This is a genomic window from Inquilinus limosus (genome assembly GCF_051487185.1).
Taxonomy (GTDB): domain Bacteria; phylum Pseudomonadota; class Alphaproteobacteria; order DSM-16000; family Inquilinaceae; genus Inquilinus; species Inquilinus limosus_F.
Map to the genome: position 1 here is coordinate 11,896 of NZ_JAHVDK010000015.1, position 17,420 is coordinate 29,315.

General features: G+C 71.3%; 20 protein-coding genes. 10 read left to right on the plus strand and 10 right to left on the minus strand.

Annotated features, from left to right (window positions below):
* The first annotated feature begins 47 nt into the window (after positions 1-47).
* Complete coding sequence (locus tag KXR53_RS18025) at positions 48-2,267, plus strand: primosomal protein N' (RefSeq protein ID WP_437376627.1); 2,220 nt, start codon at positions 48-50, stop codon at positions 2,265-2,267.
* Positions 2,268-2,401: 134 nt separating this feature from the next.
* Here the strand turns inward: KXR53_RS18025 and KXR53_RS18030 are convergent, their stop codons facing one another.
* The 4 genes from KXR53_RS18030 to gpmI all read right to left on the minus strand — a co-directional run bounded on the left by KXR53_RS18030 (position 2,402) and on the right by gpmI (position 6,464).
* The gene (locus KXR53_RS18030) at positions 2,402-2,800 is read right to left on the minus strand and encodes a VOC family protein (protein ID WP_437376628.1); all 399 of its coding nucleotides are present in this window, start codon (positions 2,798-2,800) and stop codon (positions 2,402-2,404) included.
* Positions 2,797-3,279, minus strand: coding sequence for an RNA pyrophosphohydrolase (locus KXR53_RS18035; RefSeq protein WP_437376629.1), 483 nt, complete (start codon positions 3,277-3,279; stop codon positions 2,797-2,799). The genes KXR53_RS18030 and KXR53_RS18035 overlap by 4 nt, the downstream gene beginning before the upstream one ends.
* Before the next feature lie 17 nt (positions 3,280-3,296).
* Positions 3,297-4,724, minus strand: a complete 1,428-nt coding sequence (locus tag KXR53_RS18040; RefSeq protein ID WP_437376630.1) for a S41 family peptidase — start codon at positions 4,722-4,724, stop codon at positions 3,297-3,299.
* 162 nt (positions 4,725-4,886) lie between these two features.
* Positions 4,887-6,464, minus strand: coding sequence for a 2,3-bisphosphoglycerate-independent phosphoglycerate mutase (gene gpmI, locus KXR53_RS18045; RefSeq protein ID WP_437376631.1), 1,578 nt, complete (start codon positions 6,462-6,464; stop codon positions 4,887-4,889).
* Between the two features lie 143 nt (positions 6,465-6,607).
* Between gpmI and KXR53_RS18050 the strand changes: the two genes are divergently transcribed.
* The 3 genes from KXR53_RS18050 to KXR53_RS18060 are packed head-to-tail and all read left to right on the plus strand — an operon-like array spanning position 6,608 to position 7,837.
* Positions 6,608-6,940: a hypothetical protein gene (locus tag KXR53_RS18050; RefSeq protein ID WP_437376632.1), complete on the plus strand. Its 333-nt coding sequence runs from the start codon at positions 6,608-6,610 to the stop codon at positions 6,938-6,940.
* Position 6,941: 1 nt separating this feature from the next.
* Positions 6,942-7,373, plus strand: a complete 432-nt coding sequence (locus tag KXR53_RS18055) for a hypothetical protein (protein ID WP_437376633.1) — start codon at positions 6,942-6,944, stop codon at positions 7,371-7,373.
* A gap of 29 nt (positions 7,374-7,402) precedes the next feature.
* Complete coding sequence (locus KXR53_RS18060) at positions 7,403-7,837, plus strand: hypothetical protein (RefSeq protein WP_437376634.1); 435 nt, start codon at positions 7,403-7,405, stop codon at positions 7,835-7,837.
* 30 nt (positions 7,838-7,867) lie between these two features.
* Here the strand turns inward: KXR53_RS18060 and rlmH are convergent, their stop codons facing one another.
* The 5 genes from rlmH to KXR53_RS18085 all read right to left on the minus strand — a co-directional run bounded on the left by rlmH (position 7,868) and on the right by KXR53_RS18085 (position 13,246).
* Entirely contained in the window at positions 7,868-8,326 is a 459-nt protein-coding gene (gene rlmH, locus KXR53_RS18065) for a 23S rRNA (pseudouridine(1915)-N(3))-methyltransferase RlmH (RefSeq protein ID WP_437376635.1), read from the minus strand.
* 21 nt (positions 8,327-8,347) lie between these two features.
* Positions 8,348-8,752, minus strand: a complete 405-nt coding sequence (gene rsfS / locus KXR53_RS18070) for a ribosome silencing factor (RefSeq protein WP_437376636.1) — start codon at positions 8,750-8,752, stop codon at positions 8,348-8,350.
* Between the two features lie 20 nt (positions 8,753-8,772).
* Positions 8,773-9,444, minus strand: coding sequence for a nicotinate-nucleotide adenylyltransferase (locus tag KXR53_RS18075; RefSeq protein ID WP_437376637.1), 672 nt, complete (start codon positions 9,442-9,444; stop codon positions 8,773-8,775).
* Between the two features lie 258 nt (positions 9,445-9,702).
* Positions 9,703-10,983 (minus strand): glutamate-5-semialdehyde dehydrogenase, encoded by a 1,281-nt coding sequence (locus KXR53_RS18080; RefSeq protein WP_437376638.1) that lies wholly within the window; start codon positions 10,981-10,983, stop codon positions 9,703-9,705.
* A gap of 319 nt (positions 10,984-11,302) precedes the next feature.
* The gene (locus tag KXR53_RS18085; RefSeq protein WP_437376639.1) at positions 11,303-13,246 is read right to left on the minus strand and encodes a glycoside hydrolase family 15 protein; all 1,944 of its coding nucleotides are present in this window, start codon (positions 13,244-13,246) and stop codon (positions 11,303-11,305) included.
* Positions 13,247-13,497: 251 nt separating this feature from the next.
* Between KXR53_RS18085 and KXR53_RS18090 the strand changes: the two genes are divergently transcribed.
* Together KXR53_RS18090 and KXR53_RS18095 are read left to right on the plus strand one after the other, a co-directional pair.
* Positions 13,498-14,061, plus strand: a complete 564-nt coding sequence (locus KXR53_RS18090; RefSeq protein ID WP_437376640.1) for a tetratricopeptide repeat protein — start codon at positions 13,498-13,500, stop codon at positions 14,059-14,061.
* 193 nt (positions 14,062-14,254) lie between these two features.
* The gene (locus KXR53_RS18095; RefSeq protein ID WP_437376641.1) at positions 14,255-14,812 is read left to right on the plus strand and encodes a tetratricopeptide repeat protein; all 558 of its coding nucleotides are present in this window, start codon (positions 14,255-14,257) and stop codon (positions 14,810-14,812) included.
* Here KXR53_RS18095 and KXR53_RS18100 read toward each other — a convergent pair.
* On the minus strand, positions 14,809-15,219 hold the full coding sequence (locus KXR53_RS18100; RefSeq protein ID WP_437376642.1) for a MerR family transcriptional regulator: 411 nt from the start codon (positions 15,217-15,219) through the stop codon (positions 14,809-14,811). The two genes, KXR53_RS18095 and KXR53_RS18100, sit on opposite strands and share 4 nt — an antisense overlap.
* 119 nt (positions 15,220-15,338) lie before the next feature.
* On the opposite strand from KXR53_RS18100, the gene KXR53_RS18105 reads away from it, so the two are divergent.
* The 4 genes from KXR53_RS18105 (at position 15,339) to KXR53_RS18120 (ending at position 17,349) form a co-directional block, all read left to right on the plus strand.
* On the plus strand, positions 15,339-15,716 hold the full coding sequence (locus tag KXR53_RS18105; protein WP_437376643.1) for a hypothetical protein: 378 nt from the start codon (positions 15,339-15,341) through the stop codon (positions 15,714-15,716).
* Positions 15,713-15,943 carry a GDCCVxC domain-containing (seleno)protein gene (locus KXR53_RS18110; protein ID WP_437376644.1) on the plus strand — a complete coding sequence of 77 codons (231 nt, stop codon included), beginning with the start codon at positions 15,713-15,715 and terminating at the stop codon, positions 15,941-15,943. The genes KXR53_RS18105 and KXR53_RS18110 overlap by 4 nt, the downstream gene beginning before the upstream one ends.
* On the plus strand, positions 15,936-16,325 hold the full coding sequence (locus tag KXR53_RS18115) for a hypothetical protein (RefSeq protein ID WP_437376645.1): 390 nt from the start codon (positions 15,936-15,938) through the stop codon (positions 16,323-16,325). The genes KXR53_RS18110 and KXR53_RS18115 overlap by 8 nt, the downstream gene beginning before the upstream one ends.
* 145 nt (positions 16,326-16,470) lie before the next feature.
* Positions 16,471-17,349, plus strand: a complete 879-nt coding sequence (locus tag KXR53_RS18120) for a helix-turn-helix transcriptional regulator (RefSeq protein WP_437376646.1) — start codon at positions 16,471-16,473, stop codon at positions 17,347-17,349.
* Positions 17,350-17,420 lie beyond the last annotated feature (71 nt).

Below are 17,420 nucleotides of genomic sequence, written 5' to 3' on the forward strand. Positions count from 1 at the left end.
GGCCGATGCGCGGCGTCGGTCTCGGCGCCGGAGGGCAAGTCTAGCCGATGGCGGAGTCCGAGGCCACAGCAGCGACGCCGATCGGAGACGAGAGTGGCGAGATCGCCACGGTGCGGGTGCTGCTGCCGCTGCCATTGGCAGAAGCTTACGACTATGCGGTGCCGGAGGGCATGGATCTTGCGCCCGGCAGCTATGTCGAGGTGCCTCTCGGCCGCCTCAGGCGAGTCGGCGTGGTCTGGGGGCCGGGCACCGGCCAGGTCGCGCGGTCGAAGCTGAAGCCGGTGCTGCACCGGTTCGACCTGCCGCCCCTGCCGGAGGTGGCGCGCAGCTTCGTCGACCGGGTCGCCCGCTACACCCTGTCGCCCCCCGGCGCCGTGCTGCGCATGACCCTGTCCTCGACCGGGGCGCTGGAGCCGCCGAAGCCGGTCGTGGCCTATCGCCGGGCGGAGGCGCCGCCGGAGGGCGCGAAGCTGAGCGCCGCCCGGCGGCGGGTGCTGGCGGTGCTGGAGGACGGGCCGCCGCGGCTGCCGGCCGAGCTGGCGCGCGAGGCCGGCTGCGGCACGGCGGTGATCAAGGGAATGGCCGAAGCCGGCCTCCTGGAGGTGGTGCTGCTGCCCGGTTTCGACCCGATCCCGCAGCCGGATCTCTCCAGGCCGCGGGCGGTGCTGGGCGAGACCCAGCGCGAGGCGGCGGACAGGCTGATCGACGCGGTCGCCGACGGCGGCTATTCGACCACGCTGCTCGACGGCGTCACCGGCTCGGGCAAGACCGAGGTGTATTTCGAGGCGGTGGCCGCAGCGCTGGCGGCCGGGCGCCAGGTGCTGGTGCTGCTGCCGGAGATCGCGCTGTCGGCGCATTGGCTCGACCGCTTCGCCGCCCGCTTCGGCGCCCGGCCGGCGGAGTGGCATTCCGAGCTGAGCTCGACCCAGCGCCGGCGCAACTGGCGGGCCGTGGCCTTCGGCGAGGCGCGGGTGGTGGTCGGCGCCCGCTCGGCCCTGTTCCTGCCCTATCCCGATCTCGGCCTGATCGTGGTCGACGAGGAGCATGAGAGCGCCTTCAAGCAGGAGGACGGCGTCGTCTACCAGGCCCGCGACATGGCGGTGCTGCGCGGCCATCTCGGCGGCTTCCCGGTGGTGCTGGTCTCGGCCACGCCGTCGCTCGAGACGCTGGCCAATGTCGAGGCCGGGCGCTACGCGGCGCTGCACCTGCCGGACCGGCACGGATCGGCACGGCTGCCGACGGTGAGCGCGATCGACATGCGCCGCGAATCGCCGCCGCGCGGCCGCTTCCTGTCGCCGACCCTGCGCGAGGCGGTGGTGGAGACGCTGCGGGCGGGAGAGCAGGCGATGCTGTTCCTGAACCGCCGCGGCTACGCCCCCCTGACCCTGTGCCGCAGCTGCGGCCACCGGCTGGAATGCCCGCACTGCACCGCCTGGCTGGTCGAGCACCGCCTGGCCGGGCGCCTGGAATGCCACCATTGCGGCCACCGCGCGCCGCTGCCCAAGGCCTGCCCGTCCTGCGGCGCCGAGGGCAGCTTCGCCGCCTGCGGCCCGGGGGTGGAGCGAATCGCCGAGGAGGTCGACGCCACCCTGCCGGAGGCGCGCTGGCAGATCGTCGCCTCCGACACCTTCTGCGGCCCCCAGGCGATCGCCGACCTGACCGCGGACCTCGAGAACGGCGCGGTCAACCTTTTGATCGGCACCCAGATCCTGGCCAAGGGCCACCATTTCCCGGGGCTGACCCTGGTCGGGGTGGTCGATGCCGATCTCGGCCTCGCCGGCGGCGACCTGCGCGCGGCGGAGCGGACCTGGCAGCTGCTGCACCAGGTCGGCGGCCGGGCCGGGCGCGGCGAGAGGCCGGGGCGGGTGCTGCTGCAGAGCTTCATGCCCGACCATCCGGTGATGCAGACCCTGGTCGCCGACGACCGCGACGGCTTTCTGGCCTCCGAGGCGGAGGCGCGGCGGTCGCGCGGCCTGCCGCCCTACGGCAAGCTGGTGGCGCTGATCGTCTCCGGCCCCGACCGCGGCGCGGTCGACCGGGTGGCGCAGGATCTCGGCCGGGCGGCGCCGCAGGGCGACGGGCTGCTGGTGCTGGGCCCGGCCGACGCGCCGCTGGCGATGCTGCGCGGCCGCCACCGCCGCCGCCTGCTGCTGAAGGCGGATCGTCGGGTCACAGTGCAGCCGCTGGTGGCGGAGTGGGTGGCGCGGGTGCAGGTGCCCGGGACCGTCCGGGTGCAGGTCGATATCGACCCGTACAGCTTTCTGTGAGAGCGATACCGGCGGCTCTTGCGAATGACTCTCCAGCCCAGTTCCCGTCATCGCGAGGCGCGAAGCGCCGCGGCGACCCAGGGGGCGGGACCGCTGGATGGCCACGCCCCTTCGGGGCTCGCCATGACGGGTTATTATTTCGGAGCGTTGGTATGGGTGGCGGTCGGCGGTTCGCTCAGCTCCAGCCGGTTGCCGGCCGGGTCGCGGGTGAACAGGCGGCGATAGCCTGTCGGCGGCCGCGGATCGTCCTCGATCGGCGCCCCGGCGGCGCGCAGCCGGGCCGCGGCCGCATCCAGATCCGCCACGGTCAGGCAGAGATGGCGGTCCGCCGCCATCTGCTCCTCACGGCCCGGCGCGTCCGGCGACAGGTGGATCTCCGCGGCGCCGACCCGCAGCCAGGCGCCCTGGCTGCGCCGGCCCTGCGGCTTCGGCAGCCGCTCCAGCCCCAGCGTCTCGGCATAGAAGCGCACCGTCTCGGCCTCCAGCTCGGCCGGGAAGGTCAGGTTGACGTGGTGTAGGGCGAGGATCGTCACGAACGTCTCAGCAGCGGGGCGAAGGCGGCCAGCACCGCGGCGTAGACGTCGCGCTTGAACGGCACGATCTCCGCCAGCACCTGGTCCGGCTCCGACCAGCGCCAGGCGTTGAACTCCGGATGCTCGGTCCCGAGGTCGATGTCGCTGTCCTCGCCCAGGAAGCGCAGCGCCACCCAGCGCTGCTCCTGGCCGCGGTAGCGTCCGCCCCAGACCTTGCCGACCAGGTGGTCGGGCAGGTCGTAGCGCACCGTCTCCGGCGCCTCGGCGAGAAACTCGGCCCGGTCGGTGCCGATCTCCTCCTTCAGCTCGCGCAGCGCGGCCTCTCGCACCGTCTCGCCGGGGTCGATGCCGCCCTGCGGCATCTGCCACCCGTCCGGGGTGTCGCGGCGGCGCCCCACGAAGACGCGGCCGTCGCGGTCGAGCAGCATGATGCCGACGCAGGGCCGATAGGGCAGGTCGTCCTTTGGCTTCGCCGGCATCGCCGTGGCGGCGGGCGTCAGCCCGCCTGCCCCTTCTGGAACAGCGCCAGGCCGCGCAGCAGGTCGAGCGCCCGCGACAGCTGGTAGTCGACATCCGCCGGCTTGTTGGCGTCGGCGGCGCCGTCGGAGGGCGGCGACACCGCCTTGTCCTGGCCCGGGGTTGCCGGCTTGTCGACATCGGCGCCACTGCCCGGCGGCGGCGTCGGGGCCTTCTGGTCGGCGCCGCCCTGGCCCGGCACGCTCTCCCTGTTGTCGTTGTTCAGCGCGCCCTTCAGGTCGGCCTCGCGATAGCCGCGCATCTGCGCGATCTCCTCGATCCGGGCCTGCTGCACCTCGATGTCGGGGGTGATGCCGAGCTGCTGGATCGACTTGCCGGACGGGGTGTAGTAGCGCGCCGTGGTCAGCCGCATCGCGCCGTGGCCCGGCAGCGGGATGATGGTCTGCACCGAGCCCTTGCCGAAGCTCTGCGTCCCCATCAGCACCGCGCGGTGATGGTCCTGCAGCGCGCCGGCCACGATCTCGGACGCCGAGGCGGAGCCGCCATTGATCAGCACCACCACCGGCAGCCCTTCGGCCAGGTCGCCCGGGGTGGCGTTGTAGCGCTGCGCCTGGTCGGCCTTGCGCGACCGGGTCGAGACGATCTCGCCCTTGTCGAGGAAGGCGTCGGCGACGGCGATCGCCTGGTCCAGGAGCCCGCCCGGGTCGTTGCGCAGGTCGAGGACATAGCCCTGCAGCTTGTCGCCGAGCTTCTTCTTGATGTCCGCGACGCCGCGCTTCAGCCCGTCCTCGGTGCGCTCGGTGAAGCTGGTGATGCGGATGTAGCCGATGTCGCCCTCGGTCCGCCAGCGCACCGATTCCACCGGGATGGTGGCGCGCGCCAGTGTCACGTCGAAGGGCTCGCCCTCGCCGCGGCGGATGGTGATGGTGATGTTGCTGCCCACCGGGCCGCGCATCTTGTCCACCGCCTCGCTGAGGCTCATGTTGACGATCGGCTTGCCGTCGATGGCGATGATCAGGTCGCCGGCCTGGACCCCGGCCCGGGCGGCGGGCGTGTCGTCGATCGGCGACACCACCTTCACCACCCCGTTCTCCATCGTCACCTCGATCCCGAGGCCGCCGAAGCTGCCGCGGGTCTGGGACTGCATGTCCTGGAACTCGTCGGTGTTCAGGAAGTTGGAGTGCGGGTCCAGCGAGGTCAGCATGCCGTTGATGGCGGCCTCGATCAGCTGCTTGTCGCTGACCTGCTCGACATATTCCGCGCGCACCCGCTCGAACACCTCGCCGAACAGATCGAGCTGCTTGTAGGTGTCGGTGGCGTCGTCGCTGGTCGCGGCCCTCTCGGGCGCCTTGTCCTGCGCCCAGCCCTGGAAGGTCAGGGTATGCCCGCCGACGAAGGCCAGGCCCACCAGGGCCCCGATCGCGACGGCGTTCAGATGCTTCTTCATGCTTGCCCTCGCTGGCGGCCGGGCCGCCAAGCGCTCGAGTCAATCGGCCGGCCGGCCGTCTCCGCAATCAGGGGACGGCCGGCCAGGGTGGACGCCAATCGATGATATCTGCCGGCTTTCGGCGGGATCAAGTTACCAGAGGCTCATAAATGCGGCGGTAGGTCACATCGGCGCCGTTTCCGGGGCGCCGATCAGGCTGCGCCCGGTCATCTGCTCCGGCTGCGGCAGGCCCATCAGCGACAGCAGGGTCGGCGCCACATCGGCCAGCTTGCCGTCATGCAGGCCGCGGCGCGGCCCCCCTGTCTCGGATTCGGGCGCGTTGACCAGGATCACCGGCACCTTGTTCAGCGTGTGGGCGGTGTGCGGGCCGCCGGTTTGCGGGTCGCGCATCAGCTCGGCATTGCCATGGTCGGCGGTGACGATCATGGCGCCGCCCTGGCGCCGCACCGCCGCCTCGACCTTGCCGAGGCAGGTGTCGACCGTCTCGCAGGCCTTGATCGCCGCCGCCAGCACGCCGCTGTGGCCGACCATGTCCGGATTGGCGAAATTGACCACGACCAGGTCGTATTTGCCGGAATCGATCGCCGCCACCAGCTTCTCGCACACCTCCGGCGCCGACATCTCCGGCTTCAGATCGTAGGTCGCGACCTTGGGGGAGGGCACCAGGATCCGGTCCTCACCGGGAAACTGCCGCTCCTCGCCGCCGTTGAAGAAGAAGGTGACGTGCGGGTACTTCTCGGTCTCGGCGGTGCGCAGCTGCGTCTTGCCGGCCGCGGCCACCACCTCGCCCAGGCCCCTGTCGATCGATTTCGGCGGGAAGACCGCCGACATCAGCCCGTTCAGCAGCTCGGAATACTCGACCATGCCGCAGGCATCGGCGAAGCGGATCGGGGTGCGGGCGAAGCCGTCGAAGGCCGGGTCCAGCAGCGCCTGCAGGATCTCGCGCACCCGGTCGGCCCGGAAATTGGCGCACAGCACGCCGTCGCCGTCCTTCATGCCGGCATAGTCGCCGATCACGGTCGGCAGGATGAACTCGTCGCCGGTCTCCGCCCGGTAGGCGGCCTCGACCGCCGCGACGGCATCGGATGCCGTCTCGCCCTTGGCCCCAGCGACGGCGCGATAGGCCTTCTCCACCCGTTCCCAGCGCTTGTCGCGGTCCATGGCATAGTAGCGGCCGTCGACCGTGGCGATGCGGGTGTCCGGCAGACCCTCGATGTCCTTGAGGAAGCGGCGGAGATAGTCGGCGCCGGCCTGCGGCGGGGTGTCGCGGCCGTCGGTGAAGGCGTGGATCGCGACCGGCACGCCGGCGCCCGCGACGATCCGGGCCAGCGCCACCATGTGGTCCTGATGGGCGTGGACGCCGCCGGGGGACAGGAGGCCCATGAGATGGCAGGTGCCGCCGGAGGCCTTGAGCGCCGCGATGTGCTTCCGCAGCGCCTCGGCCTTGGCCAGCGAGCCGTCGGCGATGGCGTTGAAGATCATCTGCAGGTCCTGGAACACCACCCGGCCGGCGCCGAGATTCATGTGCCCGACCTCGGAATTGCCGATCTGGCCGGCCGGCAGGCCGACCGCCTCGCCACTGGCCTCGAGGAAGGCGTGCGGCTCCTCCGCCCACAGCCGGTCGAAATTCGGCGTGCGGGCCAGGCGCACGGCGTTGTCCGCCTCATCCTCGCGCCAGCCCCAGCCGTCGAGGACGCACAGGACGACAGGACGGGGCGGGGTCGTGGCTGCTGCGCTCATCACGTGTCCTTTCTCGGAAGCCGCCCTTCATGTATCGGTTGATGCTGCCAACACAAGGGGGCACTGACATGGGCGATAGAACGGCGCCCGTCCGCGGCCGATGGCCGGTGGCGGCGTTGGTCCTTGCCGGATACGGCGGGTTGATGGCCAGCGCGGCCGCAGACGCGGCCGATCCGGTCGATCACTGGCAGCAGCTGGTGCGCGCCAATGTCGCCCGCTATGTCTGCGGCGCCGCCCCGCGCGATGCGCAGCGGCAGGTCCGCTTCGCCTACGCCATGAGCGACGCCCGGCTCCTGGCCGTCGCGGCGCTGGCCAAGCGCGCGAACGCGCCGACGAGCGATCCGGGGGTGCTGGCCGATATCGACCGCCGCCGGGCCGAGCAGGAGAAGGCGGTGCGTGATGTGGTTGCAAAACGCGGCTGCCGCGATCCGCAGATCATGGATCTGATCGGCCTCGCCGATCGTTCGTCCACCTGACATGCGCGACCGAACCGCACCGGGGAGCGGCCGATGGCTGCTGGCGATCCTGCTCCTGGCCGGCCCGTTGCTCGCCGGCTGCGGCGGTGGCCCGGTGGCTGGCGCCGCCCACGACACGGCCGACCCGGTCGACCGCTGGCAGGCGGTGCTGCGCGCCAACGCGGCGCGCTATGTCTGCGGCGCGCCGCTGGCGGAGGGGCGGGAGGCCCGGCTCGCCGACCTCATGGTCGAGGCCCAGCGCCAGGCGACCGAGGCGCTGGCGAAGCGGGAGGACACGACTGCCAGCGACCCGGAGGTGCTGGGCGACATCGCCGCCCGCCGCACCCTGCAGGAGCGGGTGGTGCGCGACGCGGTCGCAGAGCGCGGCTGCGGCGATGCACAGATCATGGATCTGATCGCCCTCGCCGATCGTTTGTCCGCCGGTCAGGGCTGACCCGACCTGAAACGATGACGGAGAAAGCGATGCGCATCAGGCGCTTCGGATCGGCTGCGGCCGTCGCGGCACTCGCCCTCGGGGCCTGCGTGCCGCAGCAGCCCTATTACACTCCGGAGCCGGCGCCGGTCTCGCCGCAGCCGGGCCATGCCGGCGACGCGCTGCAGCGCTACGACGCCATGGTCCGGGCCGAGACCGCCGCCCGGTCCTGCCGGGTGCGGCTCGATCCGCTGCAGGAGCAGCGCTTCGCGGCCGTGCTGTCGCAGGCGGAAGCCGAGGCGGCGGGGCAGCTCGCCAACGCCCCCGGCGCGCCCGCGAGCCAGTCCGCGGTCTGGCAGGAACTCGGCGCCCGCCGCGCGGCGAACGAACAGGACGCGGCCAGCCTGGCCCGGCAGCGAGGCTGCCGCTCCGGCCCGGTCGAGGAACTGATCGGCGCCTACCGCAACTTCGCGGCGATGGGGTAGGCCGGCGACGACCACGTGAGGGCGGCGCCCTCACGCCCGGTGATACGGGTGCCCGCTCAGAATGGTCTGGGCGCGATAGATCTGCTCCGCCAGCATTGCCCGGGCCAGCATGTGCGGCCAGGTGAGGCGGCCGAAGCATAGCAGCAGGTCGGCGCGGTCGCGCACCGCATCGTCATGGCCGTCGGCGCCGCCGATCAGGAACGCAAGGTCGCCGCGGCCCTCGTCGCGCCAGCGGCCGAGAAGACGGGCGAAGCCCTCGCTGTCGAGGTCGCGGCCGCGCTCGTCCAGCGCCACCACGGCGGCCCCGGCCGGCACCGCGGCCAGGAGGAGCGCGGCTTCCTCACGCTTCAGGGCGGGTCCGGACAGGCCCTTGCGGGCCTCGACCTCGCGCAGGGTCAGCGGCCAGGCGGACCGGCCGGCATAGTCGTCGAACAGGTCGCGCAACGGCCCCGGCCGGGCGCGGCCGACCGCGGCGATGGTCAGCCGCATGGCGGGGCCGTCCGTGCGGGCTCAGGCCGTGCCGGCGATGCGGGTCACCCGCTCGGCGTCGTCGGCCCACATCTTCTCGAGCGCGTAGAAATCACGCACCTCGGGCCGGAACAGATGGATCACCACGTCGCCGGCGTCGATCAGCACCCAGTCGCCCCGCGCCTGGCCTTCCACCTGAAGCGGTCCGGGGGCCAGCGGCTTCAGCTTTTCCAGCAGATGCTCGGCCATGGCAGCGACCTGGCGCGAGGAGCGGCCGGAAGCGATGACCAGGCTGTCGGCGATGGAGGAACGGCCGGTGAGGTCGATCACGACCACATCTTCGGCCTTGTCGTCGTCGAGCGACGTCAAAGTGGTCTCGAGCAGCGGCCGGGCGAGGCTGGCGGCGAGGCCCGGCGGAAGACGCCCGGCTTCGGCCTGGGGCGTCACGGTGTTCGGTCGTATGGCGTTCACCTCAAGGTTGTGCGGTGGACACGACGCGGCTGAGCCGCGGCGCCGGCAGGGTTGGTGCGAAGCTGCCGCGCGGCCCTCAGCGCCGTGGCCGAGGCCGGGTGACGCTTCGCCAGGAAAAACACCCAGGCCGGTGCGGCCGTTCCGGCCAGCGCCCGGGTGTGGTCCTGGTCGATCCGCGCCCGCGCGAACCGCTGCGCCGCCAATCCCGACAACGCCCTTAGAGAATAGGAAGGACGGTCGTAGACGGCAACCGGCATGGTCTCGAAGATTTTCGTCCAGCGCTGCCAATGGCGGATCTGCGCCAGATTGTCGGCGCCCATCAGCCAGACGAACTCGGTCCGCGGGAACCGGGCGGTCAGCGCCTTCAGCGTGTCGGCGGTGAAGCGGGTGCCGAGCTCGGCCTCGATCCCGGTGACGACGATGCGCGGATGGCGGGCGGCCCGATGGGCGGAGTCGATCCGGTCGGCAAAGGGCGCCATGCCGTCGGTCGGCTTCAGCGGGTTCTGCGGCGACACCAGCCACCACACGGCGTCCAGGCCCAGCCGCTTCATCGCCTCCAGGCTGATGTGCCGATGCCCGGCATGGGCCGGGTTGAACGACCCGCCGAGCAGCCCGACGCGGCAGCCGTCCCAGATCCGGCCGTGCCGGGGATTGGGCGGGGTCAGCATGGCGGGAGCCTGCCCGTGGAATGAACTGCGGCTGCATTATCCATCCTCCCCCTCCCCTCGCGGGAGGGGGTAGGGGGAGGGGGCTGTCGAAGCCCGAGCAGATGGCTCGAAACCTGTGAATGCCTGAAGGCGACCGCCCGCCGGCTCATGCGGCGACATACCCCTTCCCCTACCCCCTCCCGCAAGGGGAGGGGGAGAGTGGATGGCAGGGCCATGAAAGTGGTCGGATGCTGCAATCGAGAACGGTCCCGCCGGCTCTCAGGGTCGCGTCTGGCCGGTGCCGCGGACGAGGTACTTGTAGCTCGTCAGCTGCTCGGTGCCGACCGGGCCGCGGGCGTGCAGCCGGCCGGTGGCGATGCCGATCTCGGCGCCCATGCCGAACTCGCCGCCATCGGCGAACTGGGTCGAGGCGTTGACCAGCACGATGGCGCTGTCGACCCGGGCCAGGAACGCCTCGGCCGCCGCCTCGTCATGGGTGACGATGCTGTCGGTGTGGTGGCTGCCGTGCAGGTTGATGTGCTCGACCGCGGCGTCCAGCCCGTCGACCGTCTTCACCGACAGGATGGCGTCGAGATACTCGGTGTCCCAGTCGTCGTCGGAGGCGGCGACCACCCGCGGGTCGATCGCCTGGACCACGGTGTCGCCGCGGATCTCGCAACCGGCCTCGATCAGATCGTCCAGGATCGGCCGCAGCATCGACCCGGCGACGCTGCGGTCGATCAGCAGCGTCTCGGTCGCGCCGCAGACGCCGGTGCGGCGCATCTTGGCATTGTAGACGACACGCCGCGCCATCTCCGGGTCGGCGGCCTCGTGCACATAGGTGTGGCAGATGCCGTTCAGGTGCCACAGCACCGGAATGCGGCTGTCCGACGCCACCCGGGCGGTCAGCGACTTGCCGCCGCGCGGGATCACCACGTCGACGAATTCGGTCAGACCGAGAAGCTCGCCGACCGCGGCGCGGTCGCGGGTCGGCACCAGCTGCACCGCGCTGCGCGGCAGGCCGGCCTTCTTCAGCCCGTGGCCGACCGCGGCGGCGATGGCGGTGGAGCTGGCGAAGCTCTCCGAACCGCAGCGCAGGATGCAGGCATTGCCGGATTTCAGGCACAGCGCGGCGGCGTCGGCGGTGACGTTGGGCCGGCTCTCGAAGATCACGCCGATGACGCCGAGCGGCACCCGCACCCGCTGGATGCGCAGCCCGTTCGGCTGGGTCCAGTCGGCCAGCACGCCGCCGATCGGATCGGGCAGGGCGGCCACCGCCTCCAGCCCCTGGGCGATCGCCTCGATCCGCTTCTCGTCCAGCGCCAGCCGGTCGAGGAAGGATCCGGCGACGCCGTTCTGCCGGGCGAGATCCATGTCCTCGGCATTGGCCGCCAGGATCAGCGCCCGGTCGTCGCGGATCGCCGCCGCCGCCGCCGTCAGCGCCGCATCCTTCTGCGGTCGCGGCGCCAGGGCCAGCGCGGCGGCGGCGCTGCGCGCGGCAGCGCCCAGGCGGCGCATCAGCTCGGCGGTGGTCTCGGTCTCGTCCAACAAGGCGCTCATCACGGAGTCTTTCAAACGCGATGCCGCAGCTTAGCCCGCATTTCCCACACTCCCTATACCCTGCGTCGCCTTGCGGCGAGACGGATGCGGGGGCGGGACGCGAAGAGCGTAGCGGCACTACGGTCGAGCGGCCCGCCCCCGCAGGCGGCCGCCGCAAGGCGACCCTTCGGGCCGACGTCCCAGGCCGGCAGGGTGCGTCGCCGCGCTTGCCCGATGTGCCGCATCGCGCGGCGCGCGGCTCCTGCCCTGCCGGCCTGGGACGTCGGCGCAGGGCATAGGGAGTGTGAGAAATGCGGGCTGGCGCAGAGTTCCGCCGGTTTCACCGCGCTTCGACCGCAAGGGCGTTATGCCCGTCATGACTGCGATCCTCGGACGGGCCGCGGAACTCGGCCAGATTCAGCGCGGTGTTGATCACCCCGATATGGCTGAAGGCCTGGGGGAAGTTGCCGAGCTGGCGCCGCGCGATCGGGTCGTATTCCTCGGCCAGGAGTCCGACATCGTTGGCCAGGCCGAGCAGCCTTTCGTAAAGGGCGGTCGCCCGGTCGGCGGCGCCGATCATGGCCAGCGCATCGGCCAGCCAGAAGCTGCAGACCAGGAAGGTGCCTTCCTCGCCGGCCAGGCCGTCGACCCCGGATTCGGTCTCGTAGCGCCGGACCAGCCCGTCCACGGTCAGCTCGCGCTCGATCGCCCTGACCGTGCCGATCACCCGCGGATCGTCGGGCGGCAGGAAACCCACCATGGGGATCTGCAGCAGCGCCGCGTCCAGCAGCTCCGACCCGTAGGACTGGACAAAGCTGTTGCGATGTTCGGAGAAGCCCTTGGCGCAGACCTCGGCATGGATGCGGTCGCGCAGCGCGCGCCAGGCCCGGATCGGCCCCTCCAGCCCGAACTGCTCGACCGCCTTGATCGAGCGGTCGAAGGCGACCCAGGCCATCACCTTGCTGTGCACGAAATGCCGCCGCGGGCCGCGGATCTCCCACAGCCCTTCATCCGGCTTGTCCCACATCTTCTCGAGATAGCCGAGCAGCACCCGCTGCACCCGCCAGGCGTCGTGCGGGTGGGTCAGGTGCTTCTTGCGGGCGACATGGATCGCATCCAGGAGCTCGCCATAGACATCGAGCTGCAGCTGGGCATGGGCGCCGTTGCCGACCCTGACCGGCTTGCTGCCCTCATAGCCGGCCAGCCAGGGGATCTCCAGCTCGGTCAGCCGGCGCTCGCCGGCCAGCCCGTACATGATCTGCAGCTGCTCCGGCCGTCCCGCTGCGGCCCGGCGCAGCCAGTCGCGCCAGGCCGCCGCCTCCTCGGTGAAGCCGGCGCCGAGCAGGGCGTAGAGGGTCAGGGTCGCGTCCCGGATCCAGCAGTAGCGGTAGTCCCAGTTGCGCTCGCCGCCCAGCTCCTCGGGCAGAGAGGTGGTGGCCGCGGCGACGATGCCGCCGGTCGGGGCGTAGGTCAGGGCCTTGAGGGTGAGGGCGGAACGCAGCACCGCGTCGCGATAGGGGCCGTCATAAGTGCAGTGATGCGCCCAGCCCTTCCACCAGGTCTCGGTGTCGATCAGGGAGCGGAACGGGTCGATCACCCCCGGCTCCGGCAGGTGCGACGGATACCAGGTCAGGATGAAGGGCAGGCGGTCTCCGGCCTCGACGGTGAAGTCGCCGACCGTCTTCATCGCTTCGCCGTGCAGCGCCACCGGCGACCGGAAGCGCAGCCCGTTCGGCCCGGCGATGGCGACGATGCCGTCCGGCCGGTGCCGCACCCAAGGCACGATCCGGCCGTAGTCGAAGCGGAACGCCGCCTCCAGCCGCATCGGCACGGATCCCTCGCGGCCCTCGACCAGCCGGATGATCGAGATCTCGTCCTCGCGGTGCGGCAGCGGCATGAAGTCGATCACCGCCACCGTGCCGGTGTCGGTCTCGAACTCGGTCTCCAGCACCAGCGTGTTGCCGCGGTAGCGGCGGCGGGTCCGGGCGGTGAGGTGATCGTCCGGCGCGATCTGCCAATGACCGTTCTCGACGTCGCCGAGCAGCCGGGCGAAGCAGGATTCGGAATCGAAGCGCGGCAGGCACAGCCAGTCGATCGACCCGTCGCGCCCGACCAGCGCGGCCGTGCGGCAGTTGCCGATGATGGCGTAGTCCTCGATCCGTGCGGCCGGGCCCTTGAACCGTCCCTCGGTGGGCACCTTCGGCTGCTTGCCGGTGGCGAGGCCTTCCGCGCCGTCGGCGGCCGGGGTGGGGACTGCGTCCGGATGCCCTGTCAGTGACGCCATGTCGATCTCCGCTGTGTCGTCATGCCGGGGAAGGTAGGAAGGGCCGGTTTGTTCCTCTGCGCTCAAGCTTGGTGCCGCGACGGAACGCCGCGCGCCGGGCCGCATGCGATGCCTCGGATCACCATAGCGGTTCGGGCCGCGTTGTCGAATAATGCGCTGATTCAAACCAGTCGTGCCGTATGCGCAATCGTCTCTCTTTTATTGCAGCTTTTCATGTTGTCTTTGCAGAAGCAGGCCCCAATCTTCTGATTATGAAGGCGTTGCGCATCCTGGCCCTGATCGCGGCCATTCTCGCGACGCCGTGCGGGACCCTCTCGGCGGCGGACACGCCGACTCGCACCGATGCTCTCCTCGACCAGCTCCGGACCGCCGCCGACGCTGCGGAGGCGCGGCGGCTGGAGCGTGAGATCTGGACCCTGTGGCTGACCTATGAGGGTGCCGATCCGCTGGTGCCGGACCTGCTGCGGCGCGGCAATGCCGCCCTGCTGCAGCGCGACTATGCGGTGGCGGAGGCCGCCTTCACCGGCGTGGTCGAGCGGGCGCCGGAGTTCGCCGAGGGCTGGGACCGCCGGGCGGTGGCGCGGTTCCTGCGCGGCGACTGCGACGGCGCGATCCGGGACATCGAGCGCACCCTCGCGCTGCAGCCGCGGCATTTCGGGGCGCTGTTCGGCCTAGGCCTGTGCCGGACCATGCAGGGCAACCACCAGGCCGCGCTCGACGCCTTCGAACGGGTGCTGGCGCTCGACCCGCACTACGCCCCGGCCCAGAGCCAGGCGGCGCTGATGCGCAAGTACCTCGCCGGCTATCCGCTCTGAGAGCCCGTTTGATAATGCTACTGGCGCGGCCGTCTGATGGCGGTTTCTGCGCTTCCGGTGCTCACGGACTTCATGTCCGCTGCGCTCCGGTTCTCGAAACCGCCACCAGCCGACTCACGCCAGCGCATTCTCAAACGGGCTCTGATCCGGTCCGCCTCTTGCCGGACAGCCCGGGCGCGCCGACATCCAATCCATGCGCCGCATCCTCGCCCTGCTGCTGTCGGCTGCCCTGTTCGCCTGGATCGTCCCGGCCACGGCGCAGGACAAGGCTGCGCGGCTGGATGCGCTATTCGCCCGGCTGCAGACGGCGACGCCGGAGGAAGAGCCGGCGCTGCAGGTCGAGATCTGGCGCCTCTGGTTCACCTATGACGGCGCCGACAGCGAAGTCCCGGCGCTGATGGAGCGCGGCCGTACAGCGATGCAGGCGCAGGACTACGCGGTGGCCGAGGCCGCCTTCGCCGCGGTGATCGAGCGCGACCCGACCTACGCCGAAGGCTGGAACCGGCGGGCCACGGTGCGCTATCTGCGCGGCGATATCCGCGGCTCGATCGCCGATATCGACCAGGTGCTGGCGCGCGAGCCGCGCCATTTCGGCGCGCTGTCGGGCCTCGGCCTGTGCCGGATCGCGCTCGGCGACATCAAGGGCGCGATCGAAGCCTATGAGCGGGTGCTGGCGATCGACCCCCAGATGGCCACGGCCCGGGCTCAACTCGAACAGTTGAAGAAGATTCAGGCCGGAGAGCCGACCTAGCCGTCCTGGGTCAGCATGTCGAGGACCGGGCAGGACGGCGTCACGTCCCCTGAGCATTTCTCCACAGTGTTCGACAGGATGGCTTCGAGCCGGCGGAGGTCCGAGATCTTGGCGCGGACCGCGTCGAGATGGGCCAGGGTGAGGGCCCTGACTTGTGCGCAGGAGGCCTGCGCCGGCTCGGCCAGGGACAGGAGCGCCTTGACCTCCCCGGTGCCGAAGCCGAGCTCCCGCGCCCTTCGGATGAACGACAGCCGGCGCACGTGCTCGGCGCCGTAAATCCGATACCCGCTTGCGGTCCGGGCCGGCGGCGGCATCAGGCCGATGCGCTCGTAGTAGCGCACGGTCTCCAGATGGATCCCCGCCGCAACTGCCAACGCTCCGACCGTCAGCCCCTTCGTCGATGCCATCGCGATCTCGCTTGAGTCCGTATCAGCTACGGGGTTCAGGATGCGCCTGTCTCGCGAGGAAATCGATCATGGGCAACCACAAATCCTCTGCTGCTCACGTCAGCGCGAGTCCTCACGCCGTGGCGACACGCAAGGATGCCGGCGTCCTGGCGACTCTCGGCGCCGCCGCGGGACTCGGGGCGATCGCGGCGTCCTCGTGCTGCATCCTCCCCTTGACCCTGGTTTGGCTCGGCGCCGGGACGGCGGCGTTCTCCGTGCTGGAGGCGCTTGTCCCCTGGCGCCTGCCTCTGCTCGCGGCGAGCGCCACCGGTGTCGCCGCGGGCTGGCTGGTCTGGTGGGTCCGCTGGCGCCGCTGCAAGACCGACTCCGCCTGCGCCGTGACCCGCCGATCGTGGATCCCTCCGAGCGTCCTGGTCCTCGCCTCTCTCATCGTCGCTGTGGCGATCGGCTGGAACCACCTCGAACTCCCGCTGCTCAGCCTGGTACGGCCGACATGATCCGGCTCACCTCCACCATCACCTGCCCGCTCTGCGGCCACAGGGCCGACGAGACCATGCCAACCGACGCCTGCCAGTTCTTCTATGACTGCAAAGGCTGCGGCGCCCTGCTTCGGCCGAAGCCGGGGGATTGCTGCGTGTTCTGCTCCTACGGCACCACGTCCTGCCCGCCGGTCCAGGCCGCGCGGGCCGGAGGCGTGTCCTGCTGCGGGGCCGGAGATGGCTGAAGGATGCGGCAACTGCCCCGATCGGCGCGCCGGGGACTGGGCCGGCGATTGGCTCAGCCTGGCCGCGCTCTGGGGCCTTCCCGTCGGCGGCATGCTGGCCGCCTGGCTCCTGGCGGATCCCGCGCCGCGCGCGGTCGTCTGGGTCGCAATGCTCGTCTGGATGGGAGGCGCCTGCGTCGCCAATGCGCGCCGATGCGGCCGCACCCATTGCCGATTCACCGGCCCGTTCTTCCTGGTGATGGCCGGGCTGGTCGCGGCCTATGGGACAGGCGGGTTGCCGATCGGCCCATGGGGCTGGTCCATCCTTGCCGGCGTCACGCTGATCGGCAACGCCACCCTATGGTGGGGAAGCGAGCGGCTGCTGGGCCGTTTCGTTCACTGAGGCGACCTCGGGACTTGGACGTCCGCCCGCTGCCGGGAGAGGACGCCCCGGCCGTTCCACGCGGCGATCCGACGCGACCGGGTTCAATCGGATGCTGGCGTCCCCACATCGGAAAAGTTCGTGCCGCAACCGGAGGTCGAGCCCCATGTCGATCCGCCCCATCTTCGGCGACGGGCAGATCCGGGCCTGCGAGGATGCCACGGTCCAGCTGCACCGGGCCGCGTGGCTTGACTCCCGGGTGCTGTTCGACCACCGGCGCTGGGTCTGCCGCGAAGTCGAGATGCGCTGGACCGCGCCCCGGCACCTGCTGGTCCTGACCGATGCGGGCCGGACCGCCGGCACCCGCGTCCAGGCCGATGGCAGGCTTCTCTTCGACGGCTCCGACCGGCCGGGCGTCTTCACCTTCGTCCCGGCCGGGGCCGAGCGGGCCGGCGTCTATCGCGACGCCGATCTCCGCTATTCCGCCTTGTGGATCGATCCCGTCTGGGATGGCGCGGAGCGCCTGGCCGCCCTGCCGATCCTGGTGAACCGCAGCGATGCGGTGATCGCCACGCTGATGGGATCGCTGCAGGCGGAGATCGCGCTCGGCTGCCGGCCCGACGCGGCCTATGTCGAACATCTCGTGGCCCTCATGGGCCTCCGCCTCGCGGCGCTGGACCGGACACCGCCACCGACCCCGCGGCACGGGCCGCTCGGCCGCCGCGTCCTGGCGCGGGTCCGGGATTATGTCGACGCCCACATCGCCGAGGACATCTCGCTGGCCGGCATGGCCGCGGCCGCCGGCATGGGGGCGGACAGCTTCGCCCGCCGCTTCAAGGCCGCGACCGGCACGGCACCTTATGCCTTCGTGCTGGAGGAGCGCATCCGCCGGGCCGAGGCGCTGCTGCGCGACACGGCCGTTCCGCTCGGGACCGTCGCCGTGCGCCTCGGCTTCTCGAGCCAGAGCCATTTCACCGCCACCTTCCGGCGCCTTCGGGGCGTCACGCCTCGGGCCTACAGGATGCGGATTCTTCCCGAATCCTGACAGTCCGGCCGGTTTCCTGACAGCAGCCCGACGCCGGCACCCCCACTTCCGGGGCGTCGGCGAGGATCGGC

Excerpts from the sequence above, each read along its gene's own strand:
- KXR53_RS18025 (WP_437376627.1), top strand. The coding sequence starts at position 48 with ATGGCGGAGTCCGAGGCCACAGCAGCGACGCCGATCGGAGACGAGAGT.
- KXR53_RS18035 (WP_437376629.1), bottom strand. The coding sequence starts at position 3,279 with ATGCCGGCGAAGCCAAAGGACGACCTGCCCTATCGGCCCTGCGTCGGC.
- KXR53_RS18040 (WP_437376630.1), bottom strand. The coding sequence starts at position 4,724 with ATGAAGAAGCATCTGAACGCCGTCGCGATCGGGGCCCTGGTGGGCCTG.
- gpmI (WP_437376631.1), bottom strand. The coding sequence starts at position 6,464 with ATGAGCGCAGCAGCCACGACCCCGCCCCGTCCTGTCGTCCTGTGCGTC.
- KXR53_RS18050 (WP_437376632.1), top strand. The coding sequence starts at position 6,608 with ATGGCCAGCGCGGCCGCAGACGCGGCCGATCCGGTCGATCACTGGCAG.
- KXR53_RS18055 (WP_437376633.1), top strand. The coding sequence starts at position 6,942 with ATGCGCGACCGAACCGCACCGGGGAGCGGCCGATGGCTGCTGGCGATC.
- KXR53_RS18060 (WP_437376634.1), top strand. The coding sequence starts at position 7,403 with ATGCGCATCAGGCGCTTCGGATCGGCTGCGGCCGTCGCGGCACTCGCC.
- rlmH (WP_437376635.1), bottom strand. The coding sequence starts at position 8,326 with ATGCGGCTGACCATCGCCGCGGTCGGCCGCGCCCGGCCGGGGCCGTTG.
- KXR53_RS18075 (WP_437376637.1), bottom strand. The coding sequence starts at position 9,444 with ATGCTGACCCCGCCCAATCCCCGGCACGGCCGGATCTGGGACGGCTGC.
- KXR53_RS18080 (WP_437376638.1), bottom strand. The coding sequence starts at position 10,983 with ATGAGCGCCTTGTTGGACGAGACCGAGACCACCGCCGAGCTGATGCGC.
- KXR53_RS18085 (WP_437376639.1), bottom strand. The coding sequence starts at position 13,246 with ATGGCGTCACTGACAGGGCATCCGGACGCAGTCCCCACCCCGGCCGCC.
- KXR53_RS18090 (WP_437376640.1), top strand. The coding sequence starts at position 13,498 with ATGAAGGCGTTGCGCATCCTGGCCCTGATCGCGGCCATTCTCGCGACG.
- KXR53_RS18095 (WP_437376641.1), top strand. The coding sequence starts at position 14,255 with ATGCGCCGCATCCTCGCCCTGCTGCTGTCGGCTGCCCTGTTCGCCTGG.
- KXR53_RS18100 (WP_437376642.1), bottom strand. The coding sequence starts at position 15,219 with ATGGCATCGACGAAGGGGCTGACGGTCGGAGCGTTGGCAGTTGCGGCG.
- KXR53_RS18110 (WP_437376644.1), top strand. The coding sequence starts at position 15,713 with ATGATCCGGCTCACCTCCACCATCACCTGCCCGCTCTGCGGCCACAGG.
- KXR53_RS18115 (WP_437376645.1), top strand. The coding sequence starts at position 15,936 with ATGGCTGAAGGATGCGGCAACTGCCCCGATCGGCGCGCCGGGGACTGG.
- KXR53_RS18120 (WP_437376646.1), top strand. The coding sequence starts at position 16,471 with ATGTCGATCCGCCCCATCTTCGGCGACGGGCAGATCCGGGCCTGCGAG.